Source organism: Sphingobacterium sp. UT-1RO-CII-1 (assembly GCF_026711005.1).
In the GTDB taxonomy this organism is placed as follows: domain Bacteria; phylum Bacteroidota; class Bacteroidia; order Sphingobacteriales; family Sphingobacteriaceae; genus Sphingobacterium.
This window is the reverse complement of sequence record NZ_JAPPVJ010000005.1, coordinates 80,396-102,129: the sequence shown is the minus strand read 5'-3', so window position 1 is coordinate 102,129 and position 21,734 is coordinate 80,396. Positions and strand designations below refer to the sequence as shown.

The following is a 21,734-nucleotide window of genomic DNA, read 5'->3' as shown; positions in this document are numbered from 1 at the left end:
AATATATTTTAATGAATAAAATAAATAAGAAGGTAGTCGTTGTCACTGGAGCAGGAAGCGGTATCGGAAAAGGTATCGCTAGTCAGTTTGCAACTTCAGACTACTGTGTCGTGTTAGCTACTTTAAACAAACAAGAAGGCGAACAGCTCGAAAAAGAATTAGTGTCCTTAGGTCAGGAGGCTTATTTTGTGCAGACGGATGTGCGTGAAGAGCAAAGTGTTAAGGATATGGTGCGTGCAGTTATATCTCATTATGGTAAGGTCGATGTGCTTGTCAATAATGCAGGAGTTACTCTTTTTAAGCCCCTTTTAGAAGCTACACTTGATGATTGGTCCAGAGTTGTTGATACCGATCTAAGAGGTGTGTTTTTGTGTTCTAAATATGTTGCAGAGGCAATGGTTAAAACGGAAGTGAAAGGAGCAATCATTAATATTTCTTCCAATCATGCTTTTCGCACATTACCGCATACTGAAATGTATGCAGCGGCTAAGGGTGGAGTTAATGCTATGACACGTAGTATGGCTTTAAGCTTGGGTAGCTATGGAATCCGCGTGAATTGTGTTTGTCCCGGTTTTACAGATACAGATCATTATCAAACTTGGCTTCATGATAAAGAATCGCCTGATGCGGTCGAGCGGGATGTTTTGAAACTACATGCTACTGGGCGTATTTCTACTCCAGCGGATATTGCACGGCTGGTCGGTTTTTTAGCATCCGAAGCCAGTGCGAATATTACAGGTGGTGAGTTTTTGGTAGATGGAGGCCTTACTGCCGCTTTATATCATGCAGATAACTTTTAGCAATGAAGATTACAGGGTACGAATTGTTTAAGGTGCCACCACGTTGGTTATTCTTAAAAATTATAACAGATCAGGGGATTATCGGTTGGGGTGAGCCTGTTCTGGAGGGACGGGCAGACACTGTTCATGCTGCAGTTGAAGAACTGATGGCAACATTAATAGGGAAGAGCCCCTTGGATATTGAAGATCACTGGAATAGCATGTACCGTGGTGGTTTTTACCGTGGTGGGCCCATTCTTATGAGTGCACTTGCAGGCATAGACCAGGCGCTATGGGATATAAAAGGTAAGTTTTATGATGCGCCTATTTATGAACTGCTGGGTGGTAAATGTCGATCTCAGATTGAGGTTTATTCTTGGGTAGGTGGTGATCAGCCTACGCTTTTGCTTGATGAAATTCAACAAGTCGTTAGTAGAGGATTTAAAACTATCAAAATTAATGGTACCGATCGCTTGCGCTTTATAGATTCCTATAGGGAAGTAGATGCTTTGCTGGAACGTATGTCCATGATACGGGAAAATTTCGGAAATGATATCAATATCGGAATAGATTTTCACGGGCGCGTGCATAAGCCTATGGCTAAAATATTAGTTCGAGAATTAGAGCAGTATAGCCCCATCTTTATAGAAGAACCATTATTGTCCGAGCACTTAGAGGGTATTCAGCAATTGGCTTCATTAACAAGTATTCCTATCGCCTTGGGTGAACGTTTGTTTTCTCGATGGGATTTTAAAAAGATCTTTGAGAGTCGAGCGGTTGATATTATTCAGCCCGATGTATCTCATGCAGGAGGGATCACCGAATGCCGTAAAATCGCAGCAATGGCAGAGTCCTATGATGTGGCCCTAGCCTTACATTGCCCTTTGGGCCCTATTGCTTTAGCGGCCTGTTTACAGGTTGATGCCGTGTCGTATAATGCCGCTATTCAGGAGCAAAGTTTAGGCATACATTATAATAAATCAAACGATCTGTTAGACTACATCACTAATCGAGAAGTATTTGATTATAAAGACGGTTTTGTGCAAATACCTACCGGTGCAGGTTTAGGTATTACTGTGAACGAAGCCTATGTCAGAGAAATGGCTAAAATAGGGCATGATTGGCACAACCCTGTGTGGAGACATCAAGACGGCTCTGTTGCTGAGTGGTGATTAGGACTAGAAAGCTTGCATACAGAACAGGCTATTTTGTTTTTGCCTTCACGCAGAAAAGAGAAATGAGTTAAAACCATAATGAATAATAAGATGAATTTTATAGATAAGATTAAAAACAGAGAAACTGTTATTGGACCTTTCTCCAAAACTTCTGATGCTGGTATGGTTGAGGCCATGGGCTACGCTGGCTTTGATTTTATTATCATAGACTTAGAGCATGGGCCGAATAGTATTCTGAACGCTCAAAATTTAATTAGAGCTGCTCAGCTTTCTGCTACTTTTCCTATTATTAGAGTAGCCGAAAATGAGGCGGTTAATATAGGTCAAGCGTTAGATATTGGGGCTGGGGGTGTGCAGGTTCCTCAGGTTACCAATGCTGCTGAGGCGCTAAAGGCTGTGCAATCGGCGAAGTTTTATCCGCAGGGTATGCGTGGTGTATGTCGGTTTGTTCGTGCGGCTGAATATTCGAATAAAGATCGTTTTGAATATTTTAGAGAGGCTAACGATTGTGTGCTTATTTTACAACTGGAAGGAACGGAAGCCGTGAAAAATATTGATGAGATATTAGCGGTAGAGGGGATAGATATTGTATTTCTCGGCCCTTACGATTTATCCCAGGCACTAGGAGTAAGTGGGCAAATTAACCATCCTTTAGTATTGGACAAGATGCGAGACATTATTGCGAGGTGTAAAGTCAATGATATAGCAACAGGTGTGTTTACAGATAATATCAATGATGCTAAAATATGGGTAAATCTGGGTGTCAATTATATTTCCTATTCTGTTGATGTTGGAATTATTCAAGAAGCTTGTAAAAGTATTATTGCAGAAGTATTGGCAGGATAATAATTCATTGTACTTTTTTAAAAAAAATAAATTATGAAAAACATCGTATTGCTTCTGCTTTTATTGAGTACTATTTTTTCTGCTAAAGGACAAGAGATATTGGATCTGTCAGGAAGCTGGACAGTAGCCCTAGACTCGTTGGATCAAGGGCAGCACTCAGGATGGCTAAACAAAAAGTTCTCACAAAGTATTCATTTGCCGGGGACAACAGATGGGGCAGGTCTAGGTGTTAGAAACGAGCTTTTGCCAGCTTTGCAAAGACCACAGCTGTCTCATTTAACGCGTAAAAACAGGTATGTTGGCGCTGCTTGGTATGAGCGATCAATTCGCCTGCCTAAAGATTGGAAAAATAAAAAGTATATTCTTAAGCTAGAACGTGTTCTATGGAAAACGGATGTCTGGATTGATGGTGTACCTATTAATCAGAGTGCTAATAGTTTAATTTCTCCTCATTATTTTGATCTGACCGATTATTTAAAAGTAGGTCAGGAACACCGCATTACCTTACGTATCGATAATCGAAAGTTTTTCGACCTGAGTTATGATAATATGGGGCATGCATACACTGATCATACTCAAATTATTTGGAACGGTGTTATTGGAGAAATGTGTATAGAAGCTCTACCTGCTATACATTTTACAGATGTACAGGTTTTTCCAGACTTAGCCTCTAAAACTATCCGAGTGAAAGCGATAATTGAGAATAATAATGCTAAAGCTATAAAGGAAAATATAGTAATCAATGTTTTTGATAAAGGGGCTAGATCGGAGACTGAAGGTTATAGCAAATCAGTTGTTCTCCAGCCAAATGAAAATATAGTTGATTTTACATACAATATGCCTGGCGATGTGCACGGGTGGGATGAGTTCTCTCCTCATCTTTATACGCTTTTAATTTCTTTAAGCAAACAAGATGCATTAAAAGGCCGTGCCATAGATTTTGGTTTCCGTGATTTTTCGGCCAAGGGAAAAACTTTTGAGTTAAACGACAAGCCTGTTTTTCTAAGAGGCACTTTAGAATGTAATATTTTTCCCTTAACTGGGCATCCACCAATGGATAGAAAAGGGTGGCTTGATGTTTTTACAAAAGCTAAAGAGTGGGGGCTAAATCATATACGCTTTCATTCGTGGTGTCCACCGAAAGGGGCTTTTGAAGCAGCAGATGAGTTAGGAGTGTATCTGCAAGCTGAATTACCTATTTGGGCATTAAATATTGGAGAACATCGAAGTACAGTGGATTTTTTGTACGAAGAGGCTAAACATATGATTAGGGAATATGGAAATCATCCTTCTTTCATGATGTGGGCTTTAGGTAACGAGTTACAGGGAGATATGCACGTGTTGAATAAGATGGTGGACTCTCTGAAACGTATGGACAACCGACACCTCTATGCAAATACAGCGTATACTTTCGAACGTGGGCATGGAGATCGTCCTGAATATAATGACGATTTTCTTATTACACAGCGGACAGTGGATGGTTGGGTGAGAGGGCAAGGTGTCTTTAATACTCAGTCTCCTTCATTTAATACCAATTATAAAAATTCAGTAGCCAGTACAAATGTTCCTATCGTAACACACGAAATTGGTCAATACGCTGTGTATCCAAATCTTAGAGAAATTGAAAAATATACGGGAGTGCTTGATCCTTTAAATTTCAAGGCTATTAAAGCTGATCTTTTGCAGAAAAACATGCTCCAAAAGGCTGATGATTTTCTGATGTCTTCCGGTAAACTTGCTGCAATTCTTTATAAAGAGGAGATTGAGAGAGCTTTGAAGACACAAGGTATTAGTGGCTTTCAGCTTTTAGATCTGCACGACTTCCCGGGCCAAGGTACTGCTTTAGTAGGATTGTTGGATGCTTTTTGGGATAGTAAAGGAATTATTGATGCATCAGAATTTAGAGCTTTTAACTCTCCTGTAGTACCTTTAATAGAGTTTGAAAAAGCAACATATTTAAACAGTGAAGCTTTTGAAGCTGAAGTATCTGTTTCAAATTATGGTGGCAAAAAATTAAATAATCAAGTGATACAGTGGTGGGTAAGGGACGGTGAGAATTCATTGGCAGAAGGAGAGTTAGTAGCAACTCTGGATAAGGGGCTTAATAGTCAAATAGGTGATTTTATAGTTGATTTAAAGGATATTAAAAAGGCAGAGCAATTGACTGTAGAAATACGTATCAAAGATACAGAATATAAAAACTCATGGAATATTTGGGTATATCCTGCTTTAGATGAGGTAGATTTTGGAAAGGTGAAATATACGCGGGATGTCAATCAAGCAGTCAGGCTATTGGAAGAAGGGCATTCGGTACTTTTTAATCCAGATTGGAAGAAAGTACAAGGATTAGAAGGGAAATTTGTCCCTGTATTTTGGAGCCCTGTCCATTTCCCTAAACAAGCGGGTACAATGGGGTTATTAGCAGACCCTGAGCACCCCATGTTTTCTTCTTTTCCGACTGCAGGACATACGGATTGGCAATGGTGGGACTTGCACCTTAACTCTACTACGATGATTATTGACTCTTTGGAGGGAGGAAGCCCGCTCATAGAAATGATCGATAATTTTGCGAATAATAGAAAACTATCTCTTGCTTTTGAAGGAATGGTTGGTAAAGGCAAGCTATTTGTTACTTCTATAGACTTGCATACGGATCTGAATAAACGTTTTGTTGCCAAACAACTCTTGAAATCCATATTGGGCTATATGAATAGTGAGGATTTTCAGCCAGCTGCTATTAGGTCGCCTTGGTGGCTAGGGGAGTATTTTAAAGTTTCGGAGGATCAAAAAACGATGAACGACCCCAATAGCATATATCAATAGCGATATTTTAACATAAACACCTGATATACTTAATGAGCATATCAGGTGTTTGTTATGTTAAAATACTTTCAAACCAATAATTCCAAATACAATTAATAAGGCCGAAAGAAGTCGGAGAGTGCTAGCTGAATCATTGAAGAAAAATATCCCAACTAGTAAAGTCCCTACTGCTCCTAGTCCCGTCCATACGGCATATGCAGTACCTATAGGAATTGATTTTTGTGCATAAAATAATAACAAACCACTGATCGACATGGAAACAATGGCCACGATTATCCAACTTAACTTATTATTATCTGTTTGCTGAGCCATCTTTAGGCCGAGAGGCCAACCTATTTCAAAAAATCCAGCGGCAATTAGTGCAATCCAATTCATATGTTATGTATTAATTTATCCGCCAAAAATAACACGGGAATGTACTTTATTTTTTGACATAAGTCAAAATCAACTTTTACTTTCTTATTCTACTCAATGTCTCTTGGGTCATGCCGAGATAAGATGCAATATGGCCAAGGTTTATTCTATTTAGTAAATTTGGTTGTACTTTAATAAGCGTATTATATCGTTCTAAAGCAGATTTGGTATGTAGCGAAACGATTCTTTCTTCGAGCAATATAGCCACCTCCTCGGCTATTCTTCTTCCAATAATATTGAGTTCCGGATACATGCTGTATAGCTGACTTAAGTCGTTACTAGAAATACAATATACGTCTGAATCTTCAAGAAATTGTATGTTTTCAAAAGAAGGACTATTTGCATACACAGGAAGGATAGAATAAAATATTTGGTTTTCTTCTCCAAACCATGTGTTTATTTCTTTTTTGTTTTTATGAAAATAAGCTCTAATCAGTCCTTTCTTTATAACGAAATAGCTCGAAAAGCTTTGTCCTTCTCTAAGTAAGTGCTCGTTTTTTTTCTTTAATAAGTGTTTAGTTTTAAGATTGATTTCTTGTTGTACACCCTCATTAATGTGTCCATATTTTAGCAGTTGCTCAATTAATGGATTCATGGCTTTAGCTTAAATGAATAATACTGTTTGGCTACCCCAAATAGATTGACTGGTGAAAGTAGCATTTTTTTTTGAATAGCTAATAAATACATTGATCACCATGCTCTCTGTATTTTAATAATATTAATTGCTTTTTACTTAGCAATTGATGAAGTGTTTCTTATAATTGTATTCAATAATAAGAAGCAAAACCTTTAGTAAAATAAGTTATTATCAAATTATGGGGTCATATTTAATGATTATGGAACGGAAAGTATATATGTTGAAAATAAAATTTTTAATGACGGCATGTATATTATTAGTTGTTTTGAGTTTATATCCTTTTATAGGGTATGGGCAAGTAAAGTCAAAGCAACCTAATATTGTTTATATCATGAGTGACGATCATGGTTATCAGGCAATAAGTGCGTATGGACATGGTTTGAATCACACCCCTCATATTGATCGTCTTAGTAAAGAAGGTGCCATGTTTACACGAGCTACTGTTACTAACTCGCTTTGTGCGCCCAGTCGTGCTGTTCTATTGACAGGGAAACATAGTTATATGAATGGAAAAGTTGATAATGAAGCTAAGTTTGATTGGAATCAGGATAATTTTGCTAAGATTTTGCAGAAGAGTGGTTATCAAACTGCGCTCATTGGTAAGATACATATGGACGGACTTCCACAAGGATTTGACTATTCTGCTGTACTCATCGATCAGGGCGAATATTATAATCCTAATTTTATTATTAACGGTACTAAGCAACAAGTAGAAGGATATGTTACAGATTTAACTACTGATATGACACTGGATTGGATTGCTAATCGAGATACGAGTAAGCCTTTTTGTGTCCTTTATCATCAAAAAGCACCTCATCGTGAGTGGTTACCTGCTTTACGACATATTCAAGAGTATACGTCAAAAACATATAAAGAACCTACGACACTTTTTGATAATTATGAGGGCAGAGGTACTGCTGCAAAAACTGCTGAAATGAATATTCTTCATCATATGAATTGGGCAGGCGATAATAAGATACCTCCTGCTATGATGGATGAGCTGGGCCTGAAAGAATATCTTACTTGGGATAAAGCAGCGTATATTAATAATCTGGGTCGTATGTCTGTCGAAGAGCGCACGGCCTGGGATGCTGTTTATGATCCCATCATGACTGATTTTAAAGAGAGCTACGCTCAAATGTCGGACAGTACCCTAATGCGTTGGCGTTATCAGCGCTATATGCAAGATTATTTAGGCACTGTTGCTGCAATTGACGATGGGGTGGGGCGTTTGCTTGACTTCTTGGAAGAAAACGAATTAACAGATAATACGATTGTAATTTATACGTCCGATCAAGGCTTCTACTTAGGAGAGCACGGTTGGTATGATAAACGATTTATGTATGAAGAGTCCTTGCGAACCCCATTGCTAATTAGATACCCTGCTGAAATAAAGGGCGGACAATCTCTTGACGCATTAGTACAAAACTTAGATTTTGCACCTACTTTATTAACTTATGCCGGAGCCGAAGTGCCAGTAGACATGCAAGGAGAGTCTTTTCGAGATTTGCTTAACGGTAAACAGAAACAATGGCGCGATGCGGTGTATTATACCTATTACGAGTATCCGTCCATACACACTGTTAAGCGCCATTATGGTATTCGTACGGATCGCTATAAATTAATGCATTTTTATTACGATGTTGATGAATGGGAACTCTATGATTTGCAAGAAGATCCGCAAGAGTTACGCAATGTTTATGAACAACCGGATTATCATGATATAAGAGCTCAGATGCATGAGAAACTACAAGAAACACGTGCTAAATATGGTGATTCAGACGTTAACGATAGACGCTTTTTGCCTTCATATGAAAATTGAATAAGACAATGATAAATTGTCTTAATAGCGAGATTATTTTTTAATATAGGAACGATACACCTGTTATTTATTGTATGGTTTTTGTATCTTCTCATAAAAAATTAAATAAAATGAGTGATTATAAAATACCTGAGCAAACGCGTATAGGTCATGTGCATTTGAAAGTAGCAGACCTCGAAAGGTCTCTTGAATTTTATCAAGGCTTGTTGGGTTTTGAACTTACAACTTTGTATGGCAACCAAGCTGCTTTTATTTCTGCTGGTGGTTATCATCATCATATCGGCTTAAACACTTGGCAAAGCAAAGATGCTCCACCGGCACCTCGATACGGAGTAGGTTTATATCATACTGCTATTCTATACCCTACAAGGAAAGACTTGGCAATTATTTTTGACCGTTTGCTTAAAGCATCGTATCCGCTCACAGGCGCTAGTGATCATGGTGTATCTGAAGCACTGTATCTGGACGATCCTGATGGTAATGGTGTAGAGCTTTACTACGATAGACCGAAAGAAATGTGGCCAACGAAAGCCGATGGGTCCTTGGATATGTATACAAGGGGACTTGATTTAGATGATTTGTTACGAGAATTGAACGATTGATTAAATTCAAGGAATATTTATCGTTTTTGGGTACAGTATGTTTTGTGAATTACGGTTTCCCGTAAATTAGTGGTTTGTATATTTTTTAGTTTAGCTATAACGACAACTATTCATGTCTTAAGAAAGGTATGACCTTGTGGTGACAGCTCTTATTTAATTTGTGTAATAGACTGTTAATAGCGAGAAGCTGCGCTCGCATTTGTTTTCTGATGCAGTATATAAGATGTGTTCGTTTTTAAACTTAGAGTTAAGAGCGGATGAATGATGGTAAGTAAGACAATTGTTTTATTTAAAGTATTTACAACATGATATACGCAACATATACAAAAAGTGGAATAGGGGCTCAGATATGGGGCACTTATGATGATTTAAGAACTTTTTATGAAATTATTGAAAAGTTTTGGAATATTACCGAATTTCAACATATCGGCGCATTTGAAAATCGCAATGAACTTATTCGTACTTTTTCGTATGAAGTGCGAAAAAGTATGAACGGCCAGCGTCTTTCCCGCAGAGGCTCTTGGTTTTCACAGGGTGATAGCCAACTTTATGGTTTTGAGATATCATGGGTACACTTGTTTTTTAGTTTAGCTGCCTTAAAAGAAAACTGGAACTTTATCCCTCCAAATAAATTAGACTTATCTTTTTTCTATTCTTTAGAACATTGGTTAGAGCTTGCGTTAGACGAATACGATATCAGTACTGCTCATAAAATTAAACCTTATCTTCAAGGTAGTATATATGGGGAAAATCCTTATATGTATCAGTTTATGTGTCAGCTTAATGAGAATTTCTTTTCTTTGGGAAAGGGGAAACAGGCTTTCAGAAAATTGCCTGAACTTCTTCGGGCAAGTAGCTATGCGACTGTTGAGTTTAATGAATTGAACGACTATATTGAAGAAGAAGCGAAAAGATTGGATGGGAAACCGAACCAATTTAAAATACCCGAGATTAAAGAGTTTTATATTGCTCATGCTTAATGTAATCCCGGGTATTTTTGTTTATGTATATTCTCAAATAGGCCATTCTGTTTGTACACCTTGTTGATGTAAGTACGTTTGAAACTCTTTTAGTATGTGATTGTCTTTGCGTATTTGTCGTGGTGCTACTCCTATATGCTTAGCATACGAAATAAGGTGTCCTACAGCTTCTCCTATGCTCCATTCCACCGGATGTAATCTGTAACAGCCGTTTGTAATATGTGTTGTACCTATATTCTTATTCGCTGGAAAAATGTTTTCCATTCGGATAGGTAATAACGAACCTAATGGAATTTGAAAAGGTAGGGAGCTGAAATCTACATAATTAACACCATTAGAGGTCGGGTGCAAATCAATATGATAGTAGCCAATTCCGACAGAATCTTCAAAATGTTTTGCTTTAGTTTTGTCTTCATTGGGCTTTGCAACGATCGCTCTATTTTCACGGCCTACATGTTCTTCTAATACGGTGAATTCAGCTTTAATCCTTCTTGATTCTCGTACATAGGGGTATTTCGCTAAACCATCTTCTGTCCCCATAATATCTTTGCGTAATCGTAGTCCTTTCCAGCCTTTGCCACCATCTGGTCTAGGGGCTTCTGTTTGCAACCAATAGAGAAGGGATAAACTTAATTGTTTTGCTCGGTCGATGTGCTTATTAAACTCGTTTTCAAAAACGTCTATAAGATTACCAAGCATATAGTCGTTTTGTGGCCAATTCACAATCGTAATATCGCCTTTGAAAAAGGAAGGAGTAAAATTGTTTTTATCAATTATTCGTCGGTAATTCCATAGGTTTAGTTTGTTTTCGGTCTGTTCACCTTCGGGGTGAAAACCCAACTCTTTTGGTTTTAATGTACGAGGATACGAGTAGTGTAAACCTAATATTTTTCCTGACCACGGGGGGCTAAGAGGTGGCACGTGATTGTACCAGAAATCATAATCTTTTGGCTTTTCTATCGTATGATCTTCATTCGGCACATAATCTATGGCAAAACACATGGTGAAAGCTTGATTGTTCGTAGTGTCTGCTTTGTCCGGTGCATGTAATTCATTCGTCTGCGATTTTGATTCTGTTCCCGTTATATATTCTGTTCCTGTTAGCGGAAGGAGATCTCCTAGCTCGGTTGCATCTACAAAATAGTCAGCGTAGAGTTTATAAGTAATCTCGTTGGACTTTACTAACACAGCAATAACTTTATTGTTGTCTACTTCGGCGCTGATTGGCGTGGTTTTTAACATAACTGTCAATTGTCCATTAGCTATGTAGGGTGCTAACAGCGATTCTATAACTCTTAGTGCTACAATGGGTTCGTGACAAAGTCGAGATACTGCACCATTTCCAGGGTTAAGAGCAGCGTTTTCTTTTAAAGAATCTATAATTGGATAATTATTCTGATAATACGATCTTACTTTTTTTCTAAAATCAAGGTATGACTCTGGAGCGCCATGCGACTCTATCCATTCATGTTCATCGGGCGGTACACCTTGCGATGTTAATTGTCCACCAAGCCAGTCGGTTTCTTCTGTTAGCAAAACAGAATGGCCTTGTTTTAAAAGTGCTAAGCTTGATGCAACTCCTCCTAAACCTCCTCCAATAATAATAGTGTCTTTTCTTAAAACAACGGGCGTATTATTTACTTCATTTGTAGACTGATCGCTTATATGGGCATAGACAGACTTTGTGTCAAGTAGTCCTAATCCTCCAATTGTAGATAATGAACCTAAAAATTTTCTTCTTTTCATATGTTTATAATCTTTTATTTATCTCTAAATAAATGTATGGCAGCTATTTCTGCTTGTAATTGACTAGGTAACGTAGGTTATTGTAAATATCATAAAAAATAAAACAATCTTTCGTATTTATTATTTTATTTATATTTCAGTATAGCAAATAGTGCGTTTAAATCTGCTAATGATTGATACATAATATGTTTCTTTTTTATCTATAGTCATGGATGATGATTTTTATAAATTCTAAGACTATTTTTTTCAAAAACATCAGATAAGAACTTGTATGAGTATAAATTTTATATTATACTTGACATACAGTAACGATTATAAAAGTAGAGCCGAATATGATAAAGCTAGATTCAATGTTAGCAGTTACTCAAACCTATCAATTTAAACAAAATGAAGAATGTTACAGATGATGGTGCTTTTGTTTCATTATTAAAACATGGGGAACAAACTGTAATGGAGTCTGTGTATCAGAAGTTTGCTCATCGTGTGTTTGATGTGGCCTTTTTTGTTCTGAAAGATACCGGTTGGAGTGAAGATATTGTTCAAGAAGTTTTTATAAAGCTGTGGAATAATAGGGATAAGCTCGATGAGGAGAAGGAACTGTGGCCTTTTATTTATACTATAACTAAGAGAGAAACATTAAATAAACTCAAAAGTATAAAAAGTTCAAAAGCAGCATTTGATAATTTATTGATTTTAGCAACGGATAAATTTGTATCTAATGATCGTCTTTTAGAAAATAAGGAGCTCGGTAGTGAGATATTCAGGCAGGTAGAAGGTTTACCTACTCAACAACGTACTGTGTTTGTATTAAGTAAAATAGAAGGAGCTACTCAGGACGAAATAGCCCAACAACTAAAGGTTTCTAAAAACACTGTTAAAAACCATATGGCTCAAGCAGTCAAGAGTCTGCGTAAAGCCCTTTTGCAGCAATTCATACTGCCTTTAATCTTTTTTTATTTTTTATAATAAAAAAACTTCCTTTCTAACTAGTCTTTTTCTTTTTTTCAGTTGTACTATATATAAGTAGTGTAAAAAAGTATCGATTTATGCTAACCAATTTATAGTTTATGCAAGAGGAAAAGATAATATTACTTTTTGATAAATATGTAACTAATTCTATCTCATCCGAAGAGCTTGAGGAGTTTTTAGACCTTATTCAAGATATGGGTGAAGATCAGTTTTTTTCAAGGATTGAGCGTTGGTTAGCGCCATCGACCACGAGAAAGCTTTCTGCTTTTGCGAATAGTGAAGAGGTATTGTCAAAAATCAAAACTTCTATTTCAATTCATAATGAAAAGCCTAGCGAAAATTTTGTATCCCGCCGATTTATTAAAACTATAGTAGCAGTTGCAGCCTCTTTACTGGTTGTTTTTGGTTTTTTTGTTTTGAAACAAAAACAAGGAGTGAGTACAAAAGAACGAATCTATAGTCGAAATGAAATTTTTTTGCCTGATAAAACTATGCCCATTATAAAGCTTCAAAATGGTCAAGAGGTTGCAGTCGTCGAAAATGAGCAAGCAGCTCTTCTTAAACTTGGAATAGAACTCAGGTCTTCCGGGAATGGAGAATTAACTTATCATATTAAAACTGGTAATGATTTAAAGCAGGAGTATAATACATTCATTTGTCCTAAAGGATCTTCTTTAAAACTCGTATTAGCTGACGGTACATTAGCCTATTTAAACTCTGGTGCGGAGCTCAGGTATCCTGTACATTTTAACGATAAGAAGCGAGAAGTTTATATGGACGGTGAGATTTATCTCGAGGTCAATCATGATCAAGACCGTCCTTTTTTGGTACATACTAAGAATACAACTATAAAAGTATTAGGGACTAAATTCAATATTGATTCTAAAACTAGTTCAAAACATACTGAAACCACGCTGGTTGAAGGGAAAGTGGAGGTCGAAACGAATTATCATAAAAAAGTGCTGTCGCCGGGCTTTAAAGCTATAACCAATTCTAGTAAAGGAAATATAGAGTTGAGAAAGGCTGATTTGAAAGAAGTAATGGCATGGCGTGAAGGTTATTTTAGATTTACAGATGATGATGTTGAAACTGTATTAACAAAAATAAAAGATTGGTACGAAATAGACGATTTTATTATTAACTCTACCAGGCAAGATACTTTTACAGGAATGATAAGAAGGACAAATAAATTGTCTGAATTGCTACAACAGCTAGAATATATAACAAGTTATAAATTTAAAATAGAGGATGGGAGGGTCCTAGTTATGTAAAAACGAGCAAACGGATAATAAAGTATCGGAAGTGCTGCCACACTCCCGATATAGATAGATCTAGTGTCATTTGACCAGACAGAATTACTAATCATTTAAACTAAATCATTACAAATGTATAAAAGGAATTATATAGAATCTCTTTTTGACCTAAAAAAATTGATTAAAGTACCCCTATGGATGAAATTACTGGCTTTTATTCTCTTATTTTCTTTAGTGCATGTTCATGCTAATTCGTTCGGGCAGAAAGTGTCTATCGAAGTTAAAAATGCTTTGCTAGTTGATGTATTGGATGAAATACATAAGCAGACTGGTTTAGACTTCTTGTATAACGGTAAGTTATTAAGGAACGAGAAACGGATTTCGGTTACGGCAAAAGGAGAACATCTCCACAATCTGTTAAATCAGATATTATCGGAACGGAATTTATCCTATGAGATCAAGAATAATACTGTTCTTATTACCAGATCAATATTTTCAGATCTAAAGCTTGCAAATAAACTGGAGCAAAATGCTCAACGTAAAACTATAACTGGCAAGGTCACAGATCCTGAAGGCAAAGCTCTGCCAGGTGTGTCTATTTTTTTGAAAGGTACAAATATCGGTACTTCTTCTGATGAAAATGGATATTTCAAAATGGAATTAGATGATTCGAAAGGTGTTTTAGTATTTTCTTTAGTAGGCTTTATCTCTAAGGAAGTAATACTTTCAAATAACCTCATCTTACAAGTACAATTAGAAGTAAACGTTAGTAGCCTTGATGAAACTGTTGTCGTTGCATTTGGTAAGCAGCGTAAAGCAAGTGTTATTGGAGCGATAACTACAGTATCGCCTAATGATCTGAAAATGCCTGTAGCAAAAATCAGTACCAGTTTAGCCGGTCAAATGGCGGGTATTGTAACTGTTCAAGGTTCGGGCGAGCCGGGCAACGGAGCTTCTTTTTGGATTCGTGGTGTTAGTAGTTTCGGGGCCAACAATCGTCCGCTTATTTTAGTTGATGGAATTGAGCGATCTCTTGATTTGGTGGACCCGGAAGATGTGGAGTCTTTCTCAATTTTAAAAGACGCAACTGCTACTGCTGTATATGGTGTTCGAGGAGCCAATGGTATTGTCTTAGTCACTACAAAAAGAGGAAAGAAAAGTGATAAACCTACCATTGATTTGCGTGCTGAAATAGGAACATTAGCACCGACTAAAGTTCCTAAACTGGCAAATGCATCACAATGGATAGACTATTATAATGATGTCAATTTTGAGGCTTCAGGCCGCATTCCCTTTCCCCAAGACTTAAAAGATTTATATGTGAATAAAACGGACTTGGATTTATACCCGAATGTCGATTGGATGAGCGAATTGTTTAAGGATTTTACCACGAGTAACAGGCTAAACTTGAATGTTACAGGTGGTGGAGATGTTGTGCGTTATTACGTTTCAGGTTCTTATCTGGCAGAGAATGGTATTTTTAAACCTCAGAAAACACCAAATTATGACCCATCGGTTAATTATAGCAAGATTAACTTCCGATCAAATTTAGATATTAGATTATCTTCTTCCACCGAATTATCCTTGAATTTGTCAAACCAGTACGAGACCAAGAATAGATTGGGCGTTGATATGGCTAAGATGTATGAAATGGCTTTGCATACCACACCTATTGCTATACCAACTCAGTATTCAGACGGAACACATGCTCAACCCTTAGTCGGGCAAAACCCATATTATGCCTTGAATAGCACAGGCTATTCAGAAGATTTTTGGAATAACGCACAGTCTTTAGTGAGTTTAACCCAAGATTTTTCTGAATTGGTTACGAACGGTTTGAAAGGTAATATCAAATTTTCTTGGGATGCGTTTAATGGCTCCACTTTAGATAAAAGAAAAAATCCGGCTACATACTACGCTACAGGACGTGACGAGGATGGAAATCTGATATTACACAAAAATGCAGATGGAAGTGATTATCTCTCTTTAGCTCGATCAAATCGAGGTGAGCGGACGACTAATTTAGAGGCTTCCTTGTTTTACGACAACTTATTTGCGGAGAAGCATCGTGTTGGTGGGTTGGTTTTATTTAGTATGCGCCAACGTACTAATAATTTTCCTGGCGATTATATAGCAGCCTTTCCCTTTCGTAATATAGGGGTGGCTTCGCGAGCAACATATTCTTATGATGACAAGTACTTCATTGAGGGGAACTTTGGTTATAACGGTTCAGAAAATTTCTCACCCGCTAAAAGGTTTGGTTTTTTCCCATCTGTAGCTCTTGGTTATATTATGAGCAATGAGGAGTATTTTGAACCTCTGCAGCCGGTGGTTAACTTTTTAAAGTTACGCGGTTCTATGGGTGAGATTGGAAATGATCAAATTGGTGGAGATAGGCGTTTTGCTTATAATTCGGAGATGGCTTGGACGAGCGGCTATCATTTTGGTAGCACAGGCCAGCAATGGCGAGATGGTATAGCGACCGGGCATCCCGGCAACCCTAATGTATCGTGGGAAAGTGCAGTAAAAAAGAATGCGGGTTTAGAGTTGGGTTTATTTAATAAAATAATGATCAATGCCGATTACTTTTACGAAAAGCGGGATGGAATTTACATTTTACAAGAATCAGTTCCTTCAGTTGTTGGAGTGAATGTGAAGCAGTATGTCAATTTAGGGCGTATGATAAATCGGGGTGTTGATGCTTCTATGGAGATTACGCATCAGCAAGGTGATTTTATGATTCAGGGGCGTGGGAATTTTACCTATAACAGAAATAAAAAGCTCTATGATGACCGCCCAACACCTATTTGGGCTTACCAGTCGGAAGTAGGTAAGCGATTGTACCAACAAAATGGATTGATTTCTTTAGGCTTATTTGAGTCGGAGCAAGAAATTGCAGAAAGTCCTACACAGAAATTTGGCGCTGTTAGACCAGGAGATATTAAGTACAAGGATATTAACGGTGACGGGGTTATTGATTCATACGACCGTGTAGCAATAGGACATGCCTATATCCCGGAAATTAATTATGGATTTGGTACAAGTATAGGCTATAAAGGCTTTGATGTTTCTGCTTTTTTTCACGGTGTTGGTAATGTCACTCGAATTATAGGCGGAGGACCGTTGTATGGACAGAGTGGTAGTATTTTGGTTTATGGACAGATTTATTCGGATGTTGCTGATGAAAGATGGACAGAACAAAATCCTAATCCAAATGCAGAATATCCTAGATTATCAATGATTGAAAATAGTAATAACTCACAAGGCTCAACATTTTGGCAAAAAAACATGAGTTTTTTAAGGTTGAAAAATGCAGAGGTAGGTTACACCTTACCCACAGATCTTGTTAAACGTTACAAATTGTCAAAAGTACGCATCTATGCGCAAGGTGTAAACTTGTTTACACTGAGTAAGTTTAAAATTTGGGATCCTGAATTGGATACCTCTTACGGCGGCGTTTATCCCCAGATGCGTGTGGTCAATTTCGGACTTAATATAATTTTATAATATGGCGATCATGAAAAAGTTTTTTTATATACTGTTTTTTATAAGCTTCCTGTTTACCATTACATCTTGTAGTAAATATCTTGAGGTCGAGTTGCAAAATCAGATGACTATGGATGAGGTGTTTAATAAAAGACAAACGACAGAGGCCTACCTCGCTCAAATATATGGGTTTCTTCCTAATGAGAGTGATATGATTGGAGGAGAAGGTGGTATGGTTCCATTAAGTGATGAAGCCTTATTTTCTTGGACCGCATGGGTTCCTTGGATCAATATTAACAATGGTTCGTGGGGAACAACAAACGGCGATTATCATACTTGGGCTCATAACTATAGAGGCATAAAACAGGCAACGATATTTTTGGATAACGTGGACAAAAATGTGGAGATCAGTCAACAAAACAAAGATGTGATGAAGGCTGAGGCTCGTTTTTTAAGGGCTTACTTTTACTATTCTTTAGTCAAACGATACGGACCTGTATATATATGGGGTGATCAAGATACAGAAACCACGATCAAAGGCGAGGATATAGATAGACATCCTTTGCAAGTGAATATTGATTTTATTGTATCTGAAATCGATAAAAGTGTCGATCTTTTACCTCTTAAGATAACTGACCCAGCCTGGTATGGTCGTATAACCAAAGGGGCGGCTTTAGCAACAAAGTCTGAGCTCTTACTGTATATGGCTAGGCCATTATATAATGGCTCAAAATATCATGCTGAATTAAAAAATAAAGACGGAGAGCCTCTCTTTCCGCAGACTACAGATCCTAATAAATGGGAATTAGCAGCTAAGGCATCTAAAGACCTTATTGATCTCAATCAGTATAAGCTTTATGAAGCTACCGGGGAAAGTGATCCAGTGAAGAAAGCAATTAAATCCTACATGGGAGTTTTTCATGAGGATTGGAACGAAGAGATTATATGGGGAAGATGGATAAATAATGGTTTTGACGTAGCTGTTCGTGCTGCTCCTCCAAGAGTATTAAAAGAAGGTTACGGAGGTTATTCACCCTCTTTAAAATTAGTTGATACCTATCCCATGGCTAGTACGGGGCGTTATCCTATTACGGCTTATCAAGCGAATGGTGAGCCCATTATAGATAATAAATCTGGATATGTAGAAACTGGATTTACTGACGGGTTTATCCATCCTTTAGATGATTTTGCTGCTATTAAAGCTCATAATAGCTATGTTGGTCGTGATGCACGTTTCTATGCATCGGTGCTGGCAAGCGGTATGTACTGGATTAATAGGTTTCACGGAGATAAGCTGGTTACATTTTTTACCGGAGGAACTTCTTCTTATACACAAACAGGTGATTGTATTAAGACAGGTTATATATGGCGTAGAATGAGCAATCCCGCAAATGATATTGAAGAAGGAAAATGGGGACATTACACCTGGCCGTTTTATCGTTTAGCAGAGATTTATTTAAATTATGCAGAAGCCTGTAATGAGAAACCCAATAGACAGGAAGCAGAAGCATTGACATACATTAATCTAGTACGTAAACGTAGTGGTTTAAACAAGTTGGAAGAGGCCTATCCAGAGGTCAAAGGTAATAAAGAACTATTGCGCACACTATTGCAAAAAGAACGTATGGTCGAATTGGCTTTTGAGGGGAATCGATATCAAGATGTACGTACCTGGATGATTGCTGAAAAAGAAATGAATGAACCGTTTTATACTAGAAACTTAGCGTCTACTACATACGAAGGCTCTTGGAGCAGAACGACATCTATTTTTCCTGGGAAAAGAGTTTTTCAACCAAAGCACTATTTTTTTCCTATTCATCAGGATCAATTGAGTGAGATGACCAATATTACTCAAAATTATGGGTGGTAGTTAAAAAAGTAAAGTATGAAATATCCTTCTAGTATAGGTTCTATACCGTTATTATATGAACCCATTCTATTCGGATTGGATATTTTGTATAACTGTTAAAAGACAATTTATTTACATATGAAAAAGATAATTCAATATAGTCTGTTGTTAGGCATTTTTTTGAGTACTGTTTTTTTGAATAGTTCTTGCGAAGACACCTTGCAGAAAGACATGGTAGATGACGAAATATATCTCTTAAAAGAGGGGCTACATACAATAGATGTCTATAATTTTGCAGAGGCTATACTTCCCATTACCATTATAAAATCCGGTGTAGGGCAACGTGACGCTACTGCTTCTCTGCAAGTAAAACCAGAGCTTCTTCAAGCCTACAATACAGCTAATAATACAACCTATAAAGTTCTCGATCCTGCTTTTTATACATTAAAAAGCACTACGCTGACTTTTAATAAATCAGCTTATAAGCAAACTTTTGATGTTCGCATAAATGCAGCGGAATATTTAACGCTATTAGCTAAAAATCCAAACGAAATTTATGTGTTACCTGCGCAGGTAGACTTTCAAAGCAGCTCTACAACAGAGATGAGATCAACGATGGAAATATTAGCAATTCCACATATCATAGAACCTTTTATTGGTTTTAATCAATTTGGTTTGCTCAATGATGCTAACGATATCAATTCAAAAACGGCTCCCATTAGTAGCTATTATTTGAAAGTTTCGGTGAATTATCCGACCGATAAGGATGTTTTATTTTCTTTAGAGGAGGCAACTGATGCGGAGGCCTTAGTCAATCAGGTGAATAATGAGGGTAGTACAAATTACAAACTTCTACCTAAAGAAAGCTATGAGCTTAAAAAGAACTGGGATATAAAAAAGGGAGCGAAGTATGCCGAGGTAGGTTACACCGTTAATAAAACAAAACTCGTTTCTGCAGATGGAAAGGCTCGCTATGGCGATTATTTGTTACCTCTTTCTATAACAGAAGTATCTGAAAATAAAATTAACCCTGACTCTAAATTAGTTTTAATTCCATTTAAGTATCATGAATAGACGGTTCTTTATAAATAGCGTTGCTCTAGGCGGAGCAGCGCTTAGCTTAACTCCTAATCTGGAAGGTTTATTAGCGAAAAATAAAAAAAATAACACTGTTAAAATTGCTTTGATTGGAAAAGGTGGAATGGGTACGGCCGATGCAAACACCGCGCTACGTATTCCTGGTGTGGAAATTATTGCGGTATGTGACGTTTTTCAAGCACGTTTAGACTCCGCAAAAAAAGAATGGGGAGAACATATTCGGACAGAAATGGACTACCTAAATATTTTAAAAATGCCTGATGTCGATGCTGTAATCATTGGTACACCCGATCATTGGCATCAAAAAATAGCTATTGATGCGCTTAAGAATGGTAAGCATGTTTATTGTGAAAAACCAATTATTCATAAGAGATCAGAAGGCAAAGCGTTAATAAATGCCCAGCAATCGAGTGGAAAGGTGTTTCAAATGGGCACACAAGGGGTGTCAGCAGTAGGGATGGAGATGGCGAAACTTTTGATAGAGAATGGTGCTATCGGTAAAATAAATTTTGTTGATGCCCGTTTCTCAGGAGCTCCATCTATGCTGAATGCCTTTCGAACACCACAAGGTGCAAGCTCTGAAACTATATGGTGGAATCAATTTATAGGTAATGCCCCTAAAAGAGCCTATGACCCTCAACGCTTTTTTAGTTGGCGCAATTGGAGTGATTATGGTACCGGGCTGGCTGGGGATCTTTTTGTTCATGTTATTGCGAGTGTACATTACATTACAGGGGTAAGCGAACCTAAACGCGTTTATTCTGATGGGGATATTGTTTATTACAATGACGGAAGTAGGGATACACCAGACGTTGTCTTTTCACTGGTAGACTATGAGGATAAATTAAAACAACAGCAGTTTAAGATGTTCCTAGGAGCCAATATGGTCGATGGTATTGCCAACGACTGGGGAAGCACAAACTTTAAAATTGTTGGTGAAAAGGGAACATTACAGGTTAATTGGGATAAAGTTTCATTACAACACTTACAAGAACAAGATTGGAGTACTTATGAAAATATACTGCATGGTATTCCAGGTTTTGATAGCATACAGAAAGTAAATGATAAAGAAATTCACTTTCTAGCTAAACAGGATCATCCAGATGCACACTACCTACATTTTCAACGTTTTTTTGATGCAATTAGAACAGGAAGCCCTGTCATAGCCGATGTCAAATTTGGGGTGAATGCTTCGACGGTTGCCCTACGTTGTTTTGAAAGTCAACAAATAAGTAAAATCATTTAAATACAGATA

General features: G+C 37.3%; 16 protein-coding genes. 13 read left to right on the top strand and 3 right to left on the bottom strand.

What is annotated here, in order from left to right; genetic code table 11:
• Positions 1-11 precede the first annotated feature (11 nt).
• The 4 genes from ORI89_RS12195 to ORI89_RS12180 all read left to right on the top strand — a co-directional run bounded on the left by ORI89_RS12195 (position 12) and on the right by ORI89_RS12180 (position 5,623).
• Positions 12-800 (top strand): SDR family NAD(P)-dependent oxidoreductase, encoded by a 789-nt coding sequence (locus ORI89_RS12195; RefSeq protein WP_268230768.1) that lies wholly within the window; start codon positions 12-14, stop codon positions 798-800.
• 2 nt (positions 801-802) lie between these two features.
• Positions 803-1,951: a galactonate dehydratase gene (gene dgoD / locus ORI89_RS12190; RefSeq protein ID WP_268230767.1), complete on the top strand. Its 1,149-nt coding sequence runs from the start codon at positions 803-805 to the stop codon at positions 1,949-1,951.
• Positions 1,952-2,044: 93 nt separating this feature from the next.
• Entirely contained in the window at positions 2,045-2,800 is a 756-nt protein-coding gene (locus ORI89_RS12185) for an HpcH/HpaI aldolase family protein (RefSeq protein WP_268230766.1), read from the top strand.
• 33 nt (positions 2,801-2,833) lie between these two features.
• Entirely contained in the window at positions 2,834-5,623 is a 2,790-nt protein-coding gene (locus ORI89_RS12180) for a sugar-binding domain-containing protein (protein ID WP_268230765.1), read from the top strand.
• A 57-nt stretch (positions 5,624-5,680) separates the two neighbouring features.
• On the opposite strand, the gene ORI89_RS12175 is transcribed toward ORI89_RS12180, so the two are convergent.
• Together ORI89_RS12175 and ORI89_RS12170 are read right to left on the bottom strand one after the other, a co-directional pair.
• Complete coding sequence (locus ORI89_RS12175; protein WP_268230764.1) at positions 5,681-5,998, bottom strand: DMT family transporter; 318 nt, start codon at positions 5,996-5,998, stop codon at positions 5,681-5,683.
• 76 nt (positions 5,999-6,074) lie between these two features.
• Positions 6,075-6,632 carry a Crp/Fnr family transcriptional regulator gene (locus ORI89_RS12170; RefSeq protein WP_268230763.1) on the bottom strand — a complete coding sequence of 186 codons (558 nt, stop codon included), beginning with the start codon at positions 6,630-6,632 and terminating at the stop codon, positions 6,075-6,077.
• A gap of 220 nt (positions 6,633-6,852) precedes the next feature.
• Here ORI89_RS12170 and ORI89_RS12165 point away from each other — a divergent pair, with 220 nt between their 5' ends.
• From ORI89_RS12165 to ORI89_RS12155, 3 genes are all read left to right on the top strand, one after another.
• Positions 6,853-8,496, top strand: coding sequence for a sulfatase family protein (locus ORI89_RS12165; RefSeq protein ID WP_268230762.1), 1,644 nt, complete (start codon positions 6,853-6,855; stop codon positions 8,494-8,496).
• Between the two features lie 110 nt (positions 8,497-8,606).
• The gene (locus ORI89_RS12160) at positions 8,607-9,098 is read left to right on the top strand and encodes a VOC family protein (RefSeq protein WP_268230761.1); all 492 of its coding nucleotides are present in this window, start codon (positions 8,607-8,609) and stop codon (positions 9,096-9,098) included.
• Between the two features lie 305 nt (positions 9,099-9,403).
• Positions 9,404-10,078 carry a DUF6904 family protein gene (locus ORI89_RS12155; RefSeq protein ID WP_268230760.1) on the top strand — a complete coding sequence of 225 codons (675 nt, stop codon included), beginning with the start codon at positions 9,404-9,406 and terminating at the stop codon, positions 10,076-10,078.
• A gap of 33 nt (positions 10,079-10,111) precedes the next feature.
• Here the strand turns inward: ORI89_RS12155 and ORI89_RS12150 are convergent, their stop codons facing one another.
• A complete protein-coding gene (locus ORI89_RS12150) occupies positions 10,112-11,824 on the bottom strand; it encodes an FAD-dependent oxidoreductase (RefSeq protein ID WP_268230759.1) in 1,713 nt (570 codons plus the stop codon).
• Between the two features lie 387 nt (positions 11,825-12,211).
• On the opposite strand from ORI89_RS12150, the gene ORI89_RS12145 reads away from it, so the two are divergent.
• The 6 genes from ORI89_RS12145 to ORI89_RS12120 all read left to right on the top strand — a co-directional run bounded on the left by ORI89_RS12145 (position 12,212) and on the right by ORI89_RS12120 (position 21,725).
• On the top strand, positions 12,212-12,790 hold the full coding sequence (locus tag ORI89_RS12145) for an RNA polymerase sigma factor (RefSeq protein ID WP_268230758.1): 579 nt from the start codon (positions 12,212-12,214) through the stop codon (positions 12,788-12,790).
• A 101-nt stretch (positions 12,791-12,891) separates the two neighbouring features.
• Complete coding sequence (locus ORI89_RS12140) at positions 12,892-14,064, top strand: FecR family protein (RefSeq protein ID WP_268230757.1); 1,173 nt, start codon at positions 12,892-12,894, stop codon at positions 14,062-14,064.
• 114 nt (positions 14,065-14,178) lie between these two features.
• Entirely contained in the window at positions 14,179-17,553 is a 3,375-nt protein-coding gene (locus ORI89_RS12135; protein WP_268230756.1) for a TonB-dependent receptor, read from the top strand.
• A 10-nt stretch (positions 17,554-17,563) separates the two neighbouring features.
• Positions 17,564-19,402: a RagB/SusD family nutrient uptake outer membrane protein gene (locus ORI89_RS12130; protein ID WP_268230755.1), complete on the top strand. Its 1,839-nt coding sequence runs from the start codon at positions 17,564-17,566 to the stop codon at positions 19,400-19,402.
• A 117-nt stretch (positions 19,403-19,519) separates the two neighbouring features.
• Positions 19,520-20,455: a DUF1735 domain-containing protein gene (locus tag ORI89_RS12125; protein WP_268230754.1), complete on the top strand. Its 936-nt coding sequence runs from the start codon at positions 19,520-19,522 to the stop codon at positions 20,453-20,455.
• On the top strand, positions 20,448-21,725 hold the full coding sequence (locus ORI89_RS12120; RefSeq protein WP_268230753.1) for a Gfo/Idh/MocA family protein: 1,278 nt from the start codon (positions 20,448-20,450) through the stop codon (positions 21,723-21,725). Before ORI89_RS12125 ends, ORI89_RS12120 begins: the two co-directional genes overlap by 8 nt.
• Positions 21,726-21,734 lie beyond the last annotated feature (9 nt).